This is a genomic window from Amycolatopsis sp. NPDC003731 (assembly GCF_053586895.1).
The window spans coordinates 15430-31303 of sequence record NZ_JBSFNC010000110.1 but is presented as its reverse complement, the minus strand read 5'-3'; the positions used below and the strand labels follow the sequence as shown (position 1 = coordinate 31303).

Sequence of the window (15874 nt, the reverse complement as noted above, 5' to 3'; positions counted from 1 at the left end):
AGCAACGTCATTCCGAGTCACCACATGACCAAGACCGGACCCTAACCGCACCAAGTACGGCACCACCAACCCTGACACTGAGAGTCATTCGCGACCTTCGAGGAGCGCCAGCACGCCCGCTGCCGGCGGCGGAATAGGCCCCCACCCGCGCCCGTTCGGCGTGATATGGCCCTCACTCTCTCGGACGACGTCCGCGCGCTGATCGACGGGAAGAACTTCGCCACGGTCGCCACCCTCGATCCCGATGGGAGCCCGCAGACCTCCGTCGTCTGGGTCGGGCTCGACGACGGCGAGCTCGTCTTCAGCGCGACCGAGGACCGGCGGAAGGTCCGCAACCTGCGGCGCGATCCCCGCATCAGCGTCTCCATCACCGACGCCGAGAACCCCTACCGGCACACGCAGCTGCGCGGCCGCGTCACCATCACCCCCGACCCCGGCAAGACGCTGCCCAGGACGCTCAGCCACAAGTACCTCGCCGAGGACCCGCCGCCCGAGGGCGCCGATGTCCAGCGGGTGGTCGTGCGCCTGAAAACCGAGAAGATCGCCGGCAACGTGAAATAGGGTCCAGACCATGGGTGTGACTTTCAACGAGGCCACCAAGGCCCTCTTCGACGGCAACAACTTCCCGGTGGTCGCCACCATCAACGCCGACGGCTCGGTGCAGACCTCGGTCGTCTGGGCGAAGCGGGACGGCGACACCGTCCTCTTCGCGACCGTCCGCGGGCGGCTCAAGGAGCGGAACCTGCAGCGCGACCCGCGCGTCTCGCTGTCCGTCTTCGACCTCGAAGACCCGCTCAAGTACGTCGAGGTCCGCGGCCGCGCCGAGATCACCGAGGAAGGCGGCCGGGAGCTGATCAACGAGCTCTCTCACAAGTACGACGGCAAGGACTTCCGCACCGAGCCGCCGGAGGTCGTGCGCGTGGTCGTCCGGGTCGTCCCGGACAAGGTCACCGGCTACGCGGCGTGACGTGATGCGGGTCGCGGGCGGAACGTCTGCGCCCGCGGCCTCGCTAGGCTGGGCCGCATGACGATCAGGGCGGTGTTGTTCGACTTCTCCGGCACGCTCTTCCGGCTCGAGCAGGACGAGTCCTGGCTCACCGAACTGACGAACCACAACGGTGACCCGCTCGACATCGAGGCGCAGGCCGAGCTGATGCGCCGGATGACCGCCCCGGTCGGGCAGGTCGTCGAGCTCGACGCCGAGCACCTGCACGCCTGGCACCACCGGGACCGCGACCCCGAGCTGCACCGGAAGGTGTACCTCGAGGTGCTCAAGAAATCCGGCGTCCCGCGCGTGGAGCAGGCGAAGGCGCTGTACGACCGGCTCATCGATCCCAGCCAGTGGACGCCGTACCCGGACACCGAAGCCGCGCTCAAGGCCGCCGCCGAGCGGGGCCTGAAGGTCGGCGTGCTGAGCAACATCGCCTTCGACATCCGGCCGGCCTTCGCCGCCCGCGGGTGGGACGCCTACGTCGACGCATTCGTGCTGTCCTTCGAGGTCGGCGCGGTCAAGCCGGAGCTGGAGATCTTCCGCAGGGCCGTCGAGTCGCTCGGCGTCCCGGCGACCGAGACGCTGATGGTCGGCGACAGCGAGGAAGCCGATGGCGGCGCTCGCGCCCTGGGCTGCGAGTTCGCGCTGGTCGACCCGCTGCCCACGGCCGAGCGGCCGGACGCCCTGCTCACGGCGTTGCGCACCCACGGCGTCGGCTGAGGGCCAGAGATATTCCTCTCGCCCGACCCCGTACCCTTTGAGGGTGGCCCTCCACCTTTTCGACACAGCGACCCGGAGCGTACGGGAGTTCCACCCCGTCCGTAGCGGAACGGCGTCGATCTACGTGTGCGGGGCCACCGTGCAGGGCGTTCCGCACATCGGGCACGTCCGCGGCGTCCTGAACTACGACGTCCTGCGCCGCTGGCTCGTCCACAGTGGACTGGACGTGCTGCTGGTCCGCAACGTCACGGACATCGACGACAAGATCCTGACCAAGGCCGCCGAGAACGAGCGGCCCTGGTGGGAGTGGGGCGCGACGCACGAGCGCGCCTTCGAGACCGCGTACGAGCAGCTGGGCTGCCTGCCGCCGTCGATCAACCCGCGCGCGACCGGGCACGTCACCCAGATGGTCGAGCTGATGGAGCGCCTCATCGAGAGCGGCCACGGCTACGTCGCGGACGGCGACGTCTACTTCTCGGTGAAGTCGTTCGACGACTACGGCAAGCTCTCCGGCCAGGTCCTCGAGGACGTCCAGCAGGGCGAGACGCCGACCCGCGGCAAGCGCGACCCGCGCGACTTCACCATGTGGAAGAGCGCGAAGCCGGGCGAGCCGTCGTGGCCGACGCCGTGGGGGCAGGGCCGGCCGGGCTGGCACCTGGAGTGCTCGGCGATGGCGACGGCGTACCTCGGCGCGGAGTTCGACATCCACGGCGGCGGCATCGACCTGGTCTTCCCGCACCACGAGAACGAGCGCGCCCAGTCGAACGCGGCCGGCGACGCCTTCGCGCGGTTCTGGCTGCACAACGCCTGGGTGACCATGTCGGGCGAGAAGATGTCGAAGTCGCTCGGCAACACCGTGTCGATCCCGGCGATGCTGGACCGCTACCGGGCCCCGGAGCTGCGGTACTACCTGGTCCAGCCGCACTACCGGTCGACGATCGAGTACTCCGACGCGGCGGTCTCCGAGGCCGCGCAGGGCTACCGGCGGATCGAGACGTTCCTGCGCCGCGCCGCCCAGTCGGGCGAAGTGACGATCGGCACGATCCCCGAAGCGTTCGCGAACGCGCTCGACGACGACCTCGCCACCCCGCAGGCGTTCGCCGTGGTCCACACCACGGTCCGGGACGGTAACGCCGCCCTCGACGCGGGCGACACCTCCAAGGCACTCGAATTCGCCGCGGCCGTCCGCGCGATGACCGACGTGCTCGGCCTCGACCCGCTGTCCGCGCGCTGGTCCGAGGCGGGCGGTTCCGACACGCCCACCCAGGAAGCGCTGGCCCGGATCGTCGAAGGGCTGCTGGCCGAGCGCCAGCAGGCCCGGGCCGAGAAGGACTTCGCCCGCGCGGACGCCGCCCGTGCCCGCCTCTCGCAGGCGGGCATCGTGGTGGAGGACACCCCCAACGGTCCTCAGTGGACTGTGAAGTCCGACTGAACCGCTTTCTAGGCAAGGAACTTTCACCATGGCAGGCAATTCGCGGCGCCAGGGCGCGATCCGCAAGGCGGGCACCAAGAAGGGTGCCGTCGTCGGCTCGGGCGGTCAGCGCCGCAAGGCCCTCGAAGGCAAGGGGCCGACCCCGAAGGCGGAGGACCGTCCCGGGCACAAGGCCTACCGCCAGGCGAACGCCCAGACCAAGCGCGACCAGGCCCGGCAGCGGAAGGCCGACAAGCCGGAGCTGATCGCCGGGCGCAACCCGGTGGTCGAGGCGCTGCGCGCGGACGTCCCGGGCACGGCGCTGTACGTCGCGCTGAACATCGACATCGACGAGCGCGTCAACGAGGCCGTCCGGCTGGCCGGCGACAAGGGCATCTCGATCCTCGAGATCCCGCGCGAGGAGCTGGACCGCAAGACGAACCGGGCCATGCACCAGGGCCTGGGCCTGCAGGTCCCGCCGTTCGAGTACGCCCACCCGGACGACCTGATGGCGGTGGCCCGCAACTCGGGCCAGACGCCGCTGTTCGTCGCGCTGGACGGCGTCACGGATCCCCGCAACCTGGGCGCGGTGATCCGCTCGGCGGCCGCGTTCGGGGCGCAGGGCGTGCTGCTGCCGGAGCGGCGCAGCGCGGGCATGACGGCGGTGGCGTGGCGCACGAGCGCGGGCACGGCGGCGAAGCTGCCGATCGCGGTGGCGACGAACCTGACGCGCCAGCTCAAGGCGTGGGCGAACGAGGGCCTGATGCTGGTCGGCCTGGACGCCGACGGGTCGGTGGACATCGACGAGCTGGAGCTGGCGGCGGACCCGCTGGTCATCGTCCTGGGCTCGGAGGGCCGCGGCCTGTCCCGCCTGGTCCGCGAGACGTGCGACGCCACGGTGTCGATCCCGATGGCGGCGGGCGTCGAGTCGTTGAACGCCTCGGTGGCGGCGGGCGTCCTGCTCGCGGAGGTGGCGCGCCGCCGTCGTGCCGCCGGGCGGGTCTGACCCCGGTCACCCAGCCGGGTTAAGGTCACCGTCGGATAAACCGAGGGGACCCGATGTCGTTCGTTTCGCCGCTCTTCCTGTGGTACTTCATGCCGGCGGTGCTCATCGCCGTGCTGGTGTGCCCGCGGAGCTGGCGGAACGGCATCATCGCGGTGGCGAGCCTGCTGTTCTACACGATCGGCGCGGGCGCGTTCGTGTTCCTGCTGCTCGGCTGCATGGTGGTCAACTTCCTGGTCGGCCCCCTCCTGGCGCCCAGCCCCTGGGACGTCCACGGCGTCCGCCGGCGCCGGATCCTCATCGCGGTGGTGGCGCTGGACGTCGCGGTGCTGCTGGTCTGGAAGTACGCGGGCTTCGCCACCCAGCAGATCGCGGCGGTGGCCCACTGGTTCGGCGGCAGCGTGCCGGTGGCGAGCCTGGTGGTGCCGATCGGCATCTCGTTCTACACGTTCCACCACATCTCGTACGTGGTCGACATCTACCGCGGGGAGCGCCAGGCCCTGCGCAACCCGGTGGCGTTCACGGCGTACATCGCGATGTTCCCGCAGCTGGTGGCGGGCCCGATCGTGCGGTACCGGGAGATCGCGGACCAGCTGCCCCAGTTGCGCTCCCATCGCCTCGACGACATCGCGGCGGGCTTCCCGAGGTTCGCACTGGGGCTGTGCAAGAAGGCGATCATCGCGGACTCGCTGGGCCCGCTGGTGGACGCGTGTTTCAAGGTCCCCCCGGACCAGATGACGTTCGCGACGGCGTGGCTGGGCGCGATCGGGTACACGCTCCAGCTGTTCTTCGATTTCTCGGGCTACTCGGACATGGCCATCGGCCTGGGCCGCATGCTGGGTTTCCGGTTGCCGGAGAACTTCGCGAGGCCGTATTCCTCGGTGACGATCACGGAGTTCTGGCGCCGCTGGCACATGAGCTTGAGCCGCTGGTTCCGCGACTACGTGTACATCCCCCTGGGCGGCAACCGCCACGGAGCGGCCAAGACGTACCGGAATCTCTGCATAGTGTTCGTGTTGACGGGCTTCTGGCACGGAGCCCAGTGGACGTTCCTGGTCTGGGGTTGCTACCACGGGGCGCTCCTGGTGATCGAGCGCCGGTTCGGCCTGGACCTGGACCCGTCGACGCCCTGGAAACGCCATCTGCGCCGAGCGTTGACGATGTTGCTGGTGGTGTTCGGCTGGGTGTTCTTCAGGTCCCCGGACATCGGACACGCGCTGTCGATGATCGGCCACATGCTGATCCCGGACTTCACCGGCCTGGGACCGAGCGTGGAGCAGGCGTTCACCAACCAGCGCCTGGTCCTGCTGCTGGCGGCCCTGGCCGTGTTCCTCCTCCCGGCCCACCCGGTGACGGGACCACTGCTGGAGTCGAGCCGAAGCCGCCCGGCGACGGCGTTGCGGATCGGAGTGATGACGGCAGGCCTGCTGTACGCGGCAATCCTGATCGCCACGGGAACATTCAGCCCGTTCTTGTACTACCAGTTCTGAACCTCGGAGCCATGACCGAACTGTCGAAAACCCCAGGGGTGATCCCGTATGTGGACAACCACAACGGCCCCCGCCGTCTCCTGACGGTGGAAATCCCCCACCTCGGCCACACCGTCCGCGCCTACGCCCCGATCGCGAGCATCGACGGCCGCCAGTACGTCGTCTCCTGGGGTTCGGTTTCCTTCGAGATCCCGGCCGACCGCAACGTCCACGTCAGCGTCCACCTGCAGACGAACAGCGGCCACGACCACACGATCACGCCGTTCGCCTCGACGATCCTCGGCCCCCACCCCGCGCCGGCCAGGCTGGTGGCCCAGTTCGCCCCCAGCCAGCGTCCCGAAGGCGTCCTCGTCCCCGTCGCCTGAGCGAGCCGAAACACTGACCCGAACGGCTCAACCGTGACACCCTGACCGGGTGCTGACCACCCGCTACCTCTTCCTCACCCGCCACGCGGAGGCGGCCCGGGACGGAAGACTGACGGAAGCGGGTCGACGCCAGGCCGTCCTCCTCGGACGACGGCTCCGGGACGTGCCGGTGACGGCGATCCACCACGGCCCGCTCCTCCGCACCACCGAAACGGCCCACCTCATCGCGAGCCAGCTGCCCAGCGTCCCCGTCCACACCGAGAAGGCGGCAGGCGACTTCGTCCCGTACACGCCGAAGCGCGAGGAGCTCCCCGAGACCTCCGGCGACCTCCTGCTCGCCTTCGTCCGCCAATTCCCGCCCGCCGACGAAGAGCTCGCCGCCGAAGCCGAACGCCGGTTCAGCGGGCCCGTTCCCGGGGCCGAGCCGCGGTACGACGTGCTCGTCACGCACAACTTCCTCGTCGGCTGGCTCGTCCGCGCCGCGCAGGACGCCCCACCGTGGCGGTGGCTCACCCTGACCCACGCCAACGCCGGCCTCACCGTCATCCAGTACTCACCGGGACGCCCTGCGGCGCTGCTGACCTACAACGACCTGAGCCACCTCCCCGCCGAACTCCGCTGGACGGGCTTCCCACCCGACTTTTACGTTCCGTAGTCGGCAACCACAAGAAGTGACCACCGCGAAAATCGGCTCTCGCCCGAACGGCCCAGCGTGTCAGGATGCGCGGATGAATCCCGCGCCAACGCCGACGTCCGATCGGCTGAGCGACTACCTCGTGGCCGACGCCGTCGTCGATCACGGACACCCGTCGATCCGGGCGCTGGCCGGCAGCCTGCGTCCCGTGGACGGCGATCCCGTCGAAGCCGCGAAAACCGCGTTCCTCTTCGTGCGCGACGAGGTCGAACACGTCATCGATGCTGCCGACCCACGTGTCACCTGGCGGGCCTCGGACGTCCTGCGCGAGCGCGTCGGGATCTGCTACGCGAAGGCCCACCTGCTCGCGGCTTTGCTGCGCGCACAAGGGATTCCGGCCGGGTTCTGCTACCAGGAGCTCTCCGCGCTGCACGGGCTGAATGCCGTTCACCTGCACGGTAAGTGGTCCCGGCTCGACGCGCGCGGCAACCGCACCGGCGCCGGCGGCGAGTTTTCGCTCGACGCGGAAAAACTGGCCTGGCCGGTGGACACCGCCGCCGGCGAACGCGATCACCCGGAGATCCACCCGGCCCCCGCACCGGCCGTCGTGGATTTCCTGATGACGGTCGCACCGGGCCCCGGCTGGTACGAAAACGGCCTGCCCCGCACGCTTTGATCATGGTTTCCGGCATTTTCGGAAAACCGGCCGATCCGGTAAATTATTGCCGAGAGTGACGTCTGTCCGTCAGTCCTGTCCCCCGAACTTCTTATTTCGCACACCCCGGGACGGGCGTAAAGTGACTCCCCGCGCTCGAACAGACACTTTACGCATACGTCCGTTCGGGTGGTTCGAGGGAGGTGAAGCACGTGGCCGCGGCTGGCGGACGCCTCCGCCGTACCCCACTGCAAGAGATCTTCTGGACCAGGACGAGCTTGCTCCTCACGGTGCTCGTCGTGGTCGCCGGCCTGAGCCTGTGGATCGCCGGCCTGATGGACCCCGGCACCGGGAAGAACCTGGTGACGTCGCTGGGCACCGGCACCCTGATCTCCGCGATCGTCGGGTTCGGCCAGACCCTGATCACCGCGAGCGCGTCGCAGAAGGCGCTCGTGACCCCGGTGATCGAGGAGAGCCGGCGCGCGCTGGAGGACCTGAGCGCCGAGTACCGCGCGCTGAACAAAGAGTTCTTCCCCACCGACGTCTTCGAGGCGACGACCGATCCCGACCCCGCGTTCAACCGCGCGCTGATGGCCGACCTCGACGCGACCCGGCAGTACTTCTTCCGCGGGTTCTCCGGCCGCCACGCGGCCGCCCGGCTGCTGCTTTCCCGCACCGAGCGGGAACTGCGGGCCGTGATCGCCGATCCGCGCGACGCGAGCGCGATCAGCGGGCGCGCCCGCTACCTGCTGCGCCGTGAGGCGGCCGACGCCGACTCCGAGCAGATCCAGAGCCGGCTCGACGAAGAGATCAAGATCGGGCTCGTCGGCCTCTTCCTGGCGCGCAGCCGCTGCGCGTCGGTCGACATCACCGTGGTCGCCGACCCGCCGCTGGACCGGCTCGAAATGTTCGACGACAGCGTGTGGGTGTCGCTCTACAGCGACGTCCGCGGCGCCACGAAGCTGTACCCGCGGTCCCTGCGGTTCACCGAAGGTTCCTTCCTCTACAACATGGAACGCGCCGAGTTCGTGCGCGTCTCGCAGTCCCGGACCGGCCGCCACTTCCGCATCACGTCCGCGACGACGCGGACGGATTTCCTGGCGCTGTTCGAGAAGATCACCGGATCCCCGTTGTCCGAGGAGCAGTTCCGCGAGCTGGAGGGCAAGTTCCACGCCTTCCGCGCGGAGTTCTCCGCAGTCGCCGAGCTAGGGAGCTGACCTTGCTCACCCGCCTGTCCCCCCTGTCCGAACTGGCCACGCGCCTGCGCACGGCCGGATTCCCGCTCGCCGCGGACTGGCGCGCGGTCGACGGCTGGTTCCGGCCGTGGGCCGGCCAGTCCGGCCTGCGGGACGAACTGCGCACGCAGCTGCGCGCGCTGTCCACCGCGCAGGCCGCCAAGGTCCTGCGCTCGTCCCGGGAAACGACCACCCACTTCGCCTGGTGCCTGCTCGATTCGCCGTCCGACCCGTTTTCCTTCTGGCTGCACGAATACAAGGCGCAGCAGGACTGGCGGGAGGGGTACGCGGATTCCGTGCACAACCACAGATACCACTTCTGCACCACGATCCTCCGTGGTGACTACCTGCACGAACGGTACGAGACGACGATCGACGCCGGCACCGGGCTGATCACGTCCGCGCGGTTGCGCCGCCGGACGCTGTGCGGTGCCGGTGCCTGCGCCACCATGCTGGCCGACGAATTCCACCGGATCCCCGAAGCGGCCACCGGAACGATGACTTTCCTCGTGAAATCACGCCCGGTGAGCAGCTTCAGCTTGTCTTTCGACCCGGCCAGCGGAATCGGTCATCGTCACGTTCCGGTCGAGGTCCGATTGGGGGAATTGGCCGACCGCATCTAGCTACACACCGGCGTCAGCGGCGCTTACCATTACTCCACCCGTATGAACCCCACGGCCGGGATGGGAGAGGTGTATGCGCACGCAGGAAAGCACGATCGACCACGTGATCGTCGGCGCCGTCGAGAATCGGGTGCACCGGCTCTGCCGGCAGTACGCCGACCGGCTGCAGTTCCACGGCTGGCACCACGTCAGTTTCGTCCGCGCGAAGGCGGCCGGTTTCGCCCGGCACAACGGCGCCGACGAGGCGGTGGTGGAGGTCGCCGCGCTGGTGCACGACGTCAACTACCTGGTGCTCCGGAACTCACCGGCCGCGGCGGGCCGCAGCCTTCGGCTGGAAATCCTCGCCGAATGCGGTGTCCCGCCGCGGATCGCGCGGTGGATCGACGAGATCGTCGACGAAGCCGAAATGGCCACCCGCGGCCGGGACATTTCGCTGGAAGCGCAGGCCCTGAGCGACGCGGACACGTTGTTCAAAGCGTTGCCGGTGACGCCGGTGGTGCTGGCGCACCGGTATTTGCGCGAGAACGGCCTGAGCTTGCGCGAGCTGGCCGACAAGATCGTCGGCGAGCAGTGCGACGTCCACGACGAGGGCTATTACTTCTACAACCCGGAGGCGGCGGCGACGTACTCCCATTGGGCGACGGCCAACCTGCAGTTGTGGCAGTGCATCAAGGAGGCGGTGGACGACCCGACGGTGGCGGAGCTGCTGGACGCGGTGGCGTCCTAGCCCTGCCCGTAGCCCCTCAGCCGTTCGACGACGTTCGCCACCTCGGGCGGCGGCAGCAGGCTGGGCCGGCCGGCGCTCTGGGCGAGCAGCCACACGCGGCAGGCCCATTCGAGCTGCTGGGCCCGGTGGTAGGCGGCTTCGAGGCCGTCGCCGTAGGTGAGGGTGCCGTGGTTGGCCATGAGGCAGCCGCGGCGTCCTTCGAGCGCCTCCAGCACGGCGGCCGCGAGCTCCGGCGTGCCGTAGGTGGCGTAGCGCGCAACGCGCACCGAGGGCCCGACGGTGGCGACGATGTAGTGGATCGGAGGAACCTCACGCACCAGGGTGGAGACGGCGGTGGCGTGCGGCGAGTGCGTGTGCACGACGGCGGTCACGGGCTCACCGTCGGGATCGCGGACGTCCCAGTAGACGGACAGGTGCATGGGGAGTTCGCTGGTCGGCTTGAGCGACCCGTCGACGACCTGCCCGCCGAGGTCGACGACGGGGATGTCGGCGGGGGTGAGGCTCGCGTAGGGAACCCCGGTGGGCGTGACGGCGACGAGGTCACCGGCCCGCATGGAGACGTTCCCGGAGGTGCCGACGACCAGGCCGTCACCGACCATCCGGCGCGCGTAAGCGCACACGGCGGCCCGCTCGGTCTCGAGGATCATGCGCAGGGTCCTGTCTCGTGGGTGATCGGCATCTGCAGACTGCCAGTCACCCCCGAGTGTCGGCCACCTCCCCGGCCGGGGGATTCACGCGCTGTGCCGGGCGGGCTGGGCCCCCGAAATCCGTGGACGACCCAGCCCGATGTGGACGGCTAAGCCTTGGCCGGAGCCGCGGGAGCAGCCTTCGGCGCCGGAGCCGGCTTCCGCTCCCCGTTCGCAGCCGGAGCCGGAGCCGGCTTCTCGGCCGGAGCAGCGTCCTCCGGCGGTGCCAGCAAGCGCATGGCTTCCTTCACCGCCTCATCCGTCGCCGCGATTCGCTCGGCCACCTTCGCGCGCAGGTCCAGTGCCAGCTTCCGGTTCTGGTCCGCCGACGCCTGCGACGCCTGCGCCGAGGCCAGAGCCGCCTCCGTCTCCTGCTTCTTCCGCGCGAACTCCTCCTCGAAGGCCTTCTTCCGCGCGGCCAGCTCCTCCGCGGCGACCCGGTCCGCTTCCTCGCGCACAGCGGCCGCCGCCGCCTCGGCCGCCGCGTCCGCTTCCTTGCGCGCCCGCTCGGCCGCCGCCGCCTGCTCGACCCTCTTCGCCCCGGCCGCCGCGTTCAGCTTCTCGATCTCGCCCTTCGCCTCCGACAGCAGGCGCGCGCGCTCTTCCTCCGCGTCCTTCGCCAGCTTGTCGGCCGTGCGGCGGGTCTCGTGCGCGTACTTGTCCGCCTGGTCGCGGGTCGAGGCCGCGTCCGCCTCCGCCGCCGAGCGGAGGTCCGCGATCTCCTCCTCGGCGAGCTGCATCATCATCCGGACGCGCTCGGCCATCGCGCCCGCGCCGGACGGGCTCGAGCTCATCCTGGCCAGGGCGGCCTTCGTCTCGGCCAGCTCCTTCTGCGCGTAGGCGAGCGCTTTCGTCAGATCCGCGGACGTCGCGACGGCGTCGTCGCGGTTGCGGGACGTCTCGCGAAGCTCCTTGGTCAGCTCGGCGAGCCGCTCGTCTACCTGGCGCTGGTTGTACCCGCGGACACCCACGGCGAACTGGGCGGTCTTCGGGGCGGACTGGGGCTTCTCAGGCGCGACCATCGGGCCACCTTAATGAGCCGGGGACCTTCGATGCGTACCGCCAAAAGGATGCATCACGATTTCGGTAACCCGTCGTGACGCATGGCATTCCACCCGGTCCGGCACCGAGCCGCTAACGTGCGCGCGTGGACTTCGGCACGCACTGGCAGGTGTACGTCACCATGCCGGTCATCGCGGCGCTGATCGGCTACGTCACCAAGCGCGTCGCCATCGAGATGATGTTCCGGCCGCTCGAGTTCGTGGGCGTCAAGCCGTTCCTCGGCTGGCAGGGCGTGCTGCCGGCGAACGCCGAGCGGATGGCGGCCACCGCCACCGAGATGCTGACGACCACCCTCGTCGACCCGAAGGAGATCTTCGCCCGTCTCGACCCGGCGGAGGTGGCGAAGGAGATCGAGCAGCCGCTGCTGCGGGTCGTCGAGGACGTCACCCGCGAGGTGATGGAGACCTACCAGCCGCGGCTGTGGGAGGTCCTGCCGAACAGCGCGCAGCAGCTGCTGCTCAAGCGCGTCCAGGCCGAGGCGCCGAAGGCGATCACCAAGATCATGCGGGAGATCGCCGGCAACATCGAGGACGTCCTCGACCTCAAGCACATGGTCGTGACCAACCTGGTCCGCGACAAAGCCCTGCTGAACCGGCTGATCCGGGACATCTCCCGGCCCGAAATGCGGTTCATCGCCCGCTCGGGCCTCGCGTTCGGGTTCGCCCTCGGCTGCGTCCAGCTCGTCGTGTGGGCGCTGACGAAGTCGCCGATCGTGCTGCCGCTGTTCGGCCTCGGCATCGGCTGGCTCACCGACTGGCTGGCCCTGAAGATGATCTTCCTGCCGCGCGAGCCGAAGCGGTTCTTCGGCGTCTACACCTGGCAGGGCGTCTTCCAGAAGCGGCGCGACCAGGTGGCCGCCGACTACGGCGACATGATCGCGCGCGAGATCATCACCATCCCGAACCTCCTGGAAGCGGTGCTGCGCGGCCCGAAGTCGGACCGGCTGTTCGCGCTGATCACCCGCGAGGTGCAGAAGACGATCGACGCGCAGGCGAGCGTCGTCAAGCCGTTCGTCGCCATGGCCGTCGGCACGAAGCGGTTCCAGGAGATGAAGCAGACGGCGGCGGCGAAGGCCGCGGAACGCGTCCCGGAGACGATCCGGCACGCCGAGGACTACGCGGTCAACGCCCTCGACGTGCGCAACACGATCGTCGACCGGATGAAGCGGCTGAGCGCGCTCGAGTTCGAGCAGCTGCTGCGGCCGGCCTTCCGGCAGGACGAGTGGAAGCTGATCGCGGTCGGCGCGGTGATCGGCGGGCTCGTCGGGGAACTGCAGGTGCTCGCCCTGCTCGGGTAGCCGGTACGGTTTCGATCTCGGGATCGCGAGGGAGGCCGGATGGACGCTGTCCTGCACGACCTCGCCCTGCACTGGCCGCTCTACGCGGCGATGCCGTTCGTGGCCGCGCTGATCGGGTACGTCACCAAGCGCGTGGCCATCGAGATGATGTTCCGGCCCCTCGACTTCGTCGGGATCCCGCCGCTGCTCGGCTGGCAGGGCGTCGTCCCGAAACATGGCGGGCGGATGGCCGCGGTCGCGACCGAGCTGCTCACCGCGAACCTGCTCGACCTCCGGGAGGTGCTCGAGCGGATCGACCCCGTCATCATCACCAGCGAGCTCGAGCAGCCGCTGCTGCGCGCGGTCGACCACACCGCGCGCGAGGTGCTGGCCGAGCACCACCCGCGGCTGTGGGAGGTCCTGCCGACGCTGGCGCAGGAAATGCTGATCAAGCAGGTCCAGGCGTCGGCACCGCGGCTGGTCCGGGAGTTCCTGGACGACGTCCGCGAGAACCTCGACGAGGTCCTCGACGTCCAGCACATGACGGTCCAGCGGCTGACCCGGGACCGCGCGCTGCTGGTCCGGCTGATCCGCGAGACGTCCCGCCCGGAGATGGCCTTCATCGCGCGGATGGGCATCTACTTCGGGTTCGGGCTGGGCCTGGTCCAGACGATCGTGTGGGCGTTCACCCGCGAGCCGTGGGTGCTGCCGGCCTTCGGCGGGGTGATCGGGTTGTGCACCGACTGGCTGGCGATCAAGCTGATCTTCGTCCCGCGCGAGCCGGTGCGGGTGGGCCGGGTGATCTTCCAGGGCAAGTTCCAGCGCCGCCGGGCCGAGGTGGCACGGCAGTACGGCGAGCTGATCGCGAACGAGGTCCTCACGGTCCAGAACCTGCTGGACGCGATCCTGCGCGGCCCCCGCGCGGACCGCCTGGCCGCCCGGGTGGAGCACCTGGTGTCGGAAACGGTCGACGCGCAGGTGCCCCTGGCCTGGACGGTGGGCGGCACCCGGCTGAAGGAGATGAAGCAGGCCGCGGCGCGGAAGGCCCTGGAGCAACTGCCGGACACGGCCCGCTACGCCGAGGGCTACCTGACCGAGGCGATGGACGTCGCGAAGGTGATCGAGCAGCGGATGCTGGCGTTGACACCGCTGGAGTTCGAGGGCCTGCTGCGGCCGGCGTTCCGGCAGGACGAGTGGAAGCTGATCGCCGTCGGCGGGGTGATCGGGTTCGTGGTCGGCGAGCTGCAGGTCCTGATGATGCTGGGTTAGGCCGCCGCGACCAGATCCGGGGCCGGGTCCACCGAACGGACCCGGGTCCGGCGGTCGCGCTGCCAGGCGAGCACCCGGCAGACCACGTAGATCAAGAACGAAATCGCCGTCACGAAGGCGCTCACCGGCAGGCCGGGCGCCAGGGACAGCACGATCCCGCCGATCGCCGACACCTCGGCGAACACCACCGACAGCACCGTCGCCTTCCACGGCGAGGCCGTCACGCGGGCCGCCGCGGCGGCCGGGGTCACCATCAGGGCCACCACCAGCAGCGAGCCGACCACCTTCACGCTCAACGCCGTCGAGACACCCACCAGCAGCGCGAACACCACGGTCAGCGTCTTCACCGGGACCCCGCGCGCCACCGCCACGTTCCGGTCCACCGAAGCGAACAGCAACGGCCGGTACACCAGGGCCAGCACCGCCAGCACCACCACCGACGACACCACGAACAACGTCAGGTTCGTCGAATCGATCGTGATGATCTGGCCCGTGAGGATGCCGAACTTGTTCCCGGACCGTCCTTTGTAGAACGACAGGAACAGCACGCCCATCCCGAGCCCGAAGGACAGGATCACGCCGATCACCGAGTCGCGGTCGGCGTCGCGCGCCCCCAGGATGCCCAGCAGCAGCGCCGCCACCACCGCGCCGATCAGCGCGCCGTACTCGACGCCGATGCCGAGCAGCAGGGCCGCCGCTCCGCCGGTGAAGGCCAGCTCGGACGTCCCGTGCACCGCGAACGACATCCGCCGCATCACGATCAGGGGGCCCAGCACACCCGCCACCAGGCCGAGGATCGCCGCCGCCAGCAGCGCCGTCTGGACGCCGTCGAGCTCGGTGATCAGCTCCCAGGTCTTGCCGAAGTCGAACAGATCCAAGACTCAGCCCACTTGCTCTTCGACGTCGTGTTCGTGGTGGTGCGGCTCCGCTTCGCACAACGCGCTCTGCGCGCCCGCGATGTGGATCTGGCCGCCGACCTTCAGCACCTCGACGCGGGTGCCGTACAGCTCCGACAACGTCTCCGTCGTCATGACCTCGTCCGGCTTGCCGATCCGGAACTGGCCGTTGACCAGGTACAGCACCCGGTCGACGAACGGCAGCACCGGGTTGATCTCGTGCGTCACGAACAGCACCGCCGTACCCGCCGTGCGCCGGCGGGCGTCGATCAGCTCGCTGATCGCGCGCTGGTGCGCCAGGTCGAGCGACAGCAGCGGCTCGTCGCACAGCAGCACTTCGGGGTCGCCGACCAGGGCCTGGGCCACCCGCAGCCGCTGCTGCTCGCCGCCGGACAGCCGGCCGACGGGCTGCTTCGCGTACCGCGTGGCCCCGACGGCGTCGATCGCTTCGGAAACGAGCCGGCGCCGGGCCGCGATGCCTGGGAACCCGAACCCCCAGCGGTGCCCGTCGAGGCCCAGCCCGACCAGGTCGACGCCGCGCAGCGTCAGCGACTCGTCGATCGCGCGCTGCTGCGGGATGTAGCCGACCTTGCGGTTCGCGCCGCCCGTGCGGCCGCCCGCGATCTCGACCGTGCCCGCCGACAGGTCCTGCATGCCGAGCAGCGCCTTGAGGAAGCTGCTCTTGCCGGAGCCGTTCGGGCCGAGCACGGCGAGGAACTCGCCCGGCTCGACGACGAGGTCCAGCCCGGACCAGAGGGTGCGCGGGCCGAACGCGAGGCCCGCCCCGCGGACCCGGACCGCGGGGCGTACGTCATCGGAGGCGGGAGACAT

18 protein-coding genes are annotated in these 15874 nt (G+C 69.8%); 14 read left to right on the top strand and 4 right to left on the bottom strand.

The annotated features are described in order from the left end of the window. Positions 1-165 precede the first annotated feature (165 nt). From ACWDN5_RS33790 to ACWDN5_RS33735, 12 genes are all read left to right on the top strand, one after another. Positions 166-561 carry a PPOX class F420-dependent oxidoreductase gene (locus ACWDN5_RS33790; protein ID WP_449679145.1) on the top strand — a complete coding sequence of 132 codons (396 nt, stop codon included), beginning with the start codon at positions 166-168 and terminating at the stop codon, positions 559-561. A gap of 10 nt (positions 562-571) precedes the next feature. Then, positions 572-967 (top strand): PPOX class F420-dependent oxidoreductase, encoded by a 396-nt coding sequence (locus tag ACWDN5_RS33785; protein WP_310968963.1) that lies wholly within the window; start codon positions 572-574, stop codon positions 965-967. Between the two features lie 57 nt (positions 968-1024). Next, complete coding sequence (locus ACWDN5_RS33780) at positions 1025-1711, top strand: HAD family hydrolase (protein ID WP_310968964.1); 687 nt, start codon at positions 1025-1027, stop codon at positions 1709-1711. Positions 1712-1754: 43 nt separating this feature from the next. Next, positions 1755-3143 (top strand): cysteine--tRNA ligase, encoded by a 1389-nt coding sequence (cysS, locus tag ACWDN5_RS33775; protein WP_449679144.1) that lies wholly within the window; start codon positions 1755-1757, stop codon positions 3141-3143. Positions 3144-3171: 28 nt separating this feature from the next. Continuing rightward, a complete protein-coding gene (gene rlmB / locus ACWDN5_RS33770) occupies positions 3172-4128 on the top strand; it encodes a 23S rRNA (guanosine(2251)-2'-O)-methyltransferase RlmB (protein ID WP_310968968.1) in 957 nt (318 codons plus the stop codon). A gap of 53 nt (positions 4129-4181) precedes the next feature. After that, entirely contained in the window at positions 4182-5615 is a 1434-nt protein-coding gene (locus ACWDN5_RS33765) for an MBOAT family O-acyltransferase (RefSeq protein ID WP_310968969.1), read from the top strand. 11 nt (positions 5616-5626) lie between these two features. Then, positions 5627-5980: a hypothetical protein gene (locus ACWDN5_RS33760; protein WP_449679143.1), complete on the top strand. Its 354-nt coding sequence runs from the start codon at positions 5627-5629 to the stop codon at positions 5978-5980. A 49-nt stretch (positions 5981-6029) separates the two neighbouring features. Beyond that, positions 6030-6635 carry a histidine phosphatase family protein gene (locus tag ACWDN5_RS33755; protein WP_449679142.1) on the top strand — a complete coding sequence of 202 codons (606 nt, stop codon included), beginning with the start codon at positions 6030-6032 and terminating at the stop codon, positions 6633-6635. 73 nt (positions 6636-6708) lie between these two features. After that, positions 6709-7290, top strand: a complete 582-nt coding sequence (locus tag ACWDN5_RS33750; protein WP_310969667.1) for a transglutaminase domain-containing protein — start codon at positions 6709-6711, stop codon at positions 7288-7290. 257 nt (positions 7291-7547) lie between these two features. Further along, positions 7548-8486 carry a hypothetical protein gene (locus ACWDN5_RS33745; protein ID WP_310968995.1) on the top strand — a complete coding sequence of 313 codons (939 nt, stop codon included), beginning with the start codon at positions 7548-7550 and terminating at the stop codon, positions 8484-8486. Positions 8487-8488: 2 nt separating this feature from the next. Next, a complete protein-coding gene (locus ACWDN5_RS33740; RefSeq protein ID WP_310968996.1) occupies positions 8489-9127 on the top strand; it encodes a hypothetical protein in 639 nt (212 codons plus the stop codon). A gap of 73 nt (positions 9128-9200) precedes the next feature. Beyond that, positions 9201-9854 carry an HD domain-containing protein gene (locus tag ACWDN5_RS33735; RefSeq protein ID WP_310968997.1) on the top strand — a complete coding sequence of 218 codons (654 nt, stop codon included), beginning with the start codon at positions 9201-9203 and terminating at the stop codon, positions 9852-9854. Here the strand turns inward: ACWDN5_RS33735 and ACWDN5_RS33730 are convergent. Both ACWDN5_RS33730 and ACWDN5_RS33725 read right to left on the bottom strand, forming a co-directional pair. Next, positions 9851-10501, bottom strand: a complete 651-nt coding sequence (locus ACWDN5_RS33730; RefSeq protein WP_310968999.1) for a class II aldolase/adducin family protein — start codon at positions 10499-10501, stop codon at positions 9851-9853. The two genes, ACWDN5_RS33735 and ACWDN5_RS33730, sit on opposite strands and share 4 nt — an antisense overlap. A gap of 149 nt (positions 10502-10650) precedes the next feature. Next, positions 10651-11562 (bottom strand): hypothetical protein, encoded by a 912-nt coding sequence (locus ACWDN5_RS33725; RefSeq protein WP_449679141.1) that lies wholly within the window; start codon positions 11560-11562, stop codon positions 10651-10653. A 161-nt stretch (positions 11563-11723) separates the two neighbouring features. Between ACWDN5_RS33725 and ACWDN5_RS33720 the strand changes: the two genes are divergently transcribed. After that, entirely contained in the window at positions 11724-12899 is a 1176-nt protein-coding gene (locus tag ACWDN5_RS33720; protein ID WP_449679146.1) for a DUF445 domain-containing protein, read from the top strand. A gap of 39 nt (positions 12900-12938) precedes the next feature. Beyond that, a complete protein-coding gene (locus tag ACWDN5_RS33715) occupies positions 12939-14147 on the top strand; it encodes a DUF445 domain-containing protein (protein WP_449679140.1) in 1209 nt (402 codons plus the stop codon). Here the strand turns inward: ACWDN5_RS33715 and ACWDN5_RS33710 are convergent. Continuing rightward, complete coding sequence (locus ACWDN5_RS33710) at positions 14144-15025, bottom strand: metal ABC transporter permease (RefSeq protein WP_310969003.1); 882 nt, start codon at positions 15023-15025, stop codon at positions 14144-14146. The genes ACWDN5_RS33715 and ACWDN5_RS33710 overlap by 4 nt on opposite strands. 3 nt (positions 15026-15028) lie before the next feature. Beyond that, positions 15029-15874 (bottom strand): metal ABC transporter ATP-binding protein, encoded by an 846-nt coding sequence (locus ACWDN5_RS33705; protein WP_449679139.1) that lies wholly within the window; start codon positions 15872-15874, stop codon positions 15029-15031.

What these genes read in the sequence shown, in the direction of transcription:
- ACWDN5_RS33780 (WP_310968964.1), top strand. Translation starts at nt 1,025, where the DNA reads ATGACGATCAGGGCGGTGTTGTTCGACTTCTCCGGCACGCTCTTCCGG.
- rlmB (WP_310968968.1), top strand. Translation starts at nt 3,172, where the DNA reads ATGGCAGGCAATTCGCGGCGCCAGGGCGCGATCCGCAAGGCGGGCACC.
- ACWDN5_RS33785 (WP_310968963.1), top strand. Translation starts at nt 572, where the DNA reads ATGGGTGTGACTTTCAACGAGGCCACCAAGGCCCTCTTCGACGGCAAC.
- ACWDN5_RS33715 (WP_449679140.1), top strand. Translation starts at nt 12,939, where the DNA reads ATGGACGCTGTCCTGCACGACCTCGCCCTGCACTGGCCGCTCTACGCG.
- ACWDN5_RS33760 (WP_449679143.1), top strand. Translation starts at nt 5,627, where the DNA reads ATGACCGAACTGTCGAAAACCCCAGGGGTGATCCCGTATGTGGACAAC.
- ACWDN5_RS33765 (WP_310968969.1), top strand. Translation starts at nt 4,182, where the DNA reads ATGTCGTTCGTTTCGCCGCTCTTCCTGTGGTACTTCATGCCGGCGGTG.
- ACWDN5_RS33705 (WP_449679139.1), bottom strand. Translation starts at nt 15,874, where the DNA reads ATGTCTCCCGCCTCCGATGACGTACGCCCCGCGGTCCGGGTCCGCGGG.
- ACWDN5_RS33730 (WP_310968999.1), bottom strand. Translation starts at nt 10,501, where the DNA reads ATGATCCTCGAGACCGAGCGGGCCGCCGTGTGCGCTTACGCGCGCCGG.
- ACWDN5_RS33720 (WP_449679146.1), top strand. Translation starts at nt 11,724, where the DNA reads ATGCCGGTCATCGCGGCGCTGATCGGCTACGTCACCAAGCGCGTCGCC.
- ACWDN5_RS33725 (WP_449679141.1), bottom strand. Translation starts at nt 11,562, where the DNA reads ATGGTCGCGCCTGAGAAGCCCCAGTCCGCCCCGAAGACCGCCCAGTTC.
- ACWDN5_RS33790 (WP_449679145.1), top strand. Translation starts at nt 166, where the DNA reads ATGGCCCTCACTCTCTCGGACGACGTCCGCGCGCTGATCGACGGGAAG.
- ACWDN5_RS33750 (WP_310969667.1), top strand. Translation starts at nt 6,709, where the DNA reads ATGAATCCCGCGCCAACGCCGACGTCCGATCGGCTGAGCGACTACCTC.
- ACWDN5_RS33735 (WP_310968997.1), top strand. Translation starts at nt 9,201, where the DNA reads ATGCGCACGCAGGAAAGCACGATCGACCACGTGATCGTCGGCGCCGTC.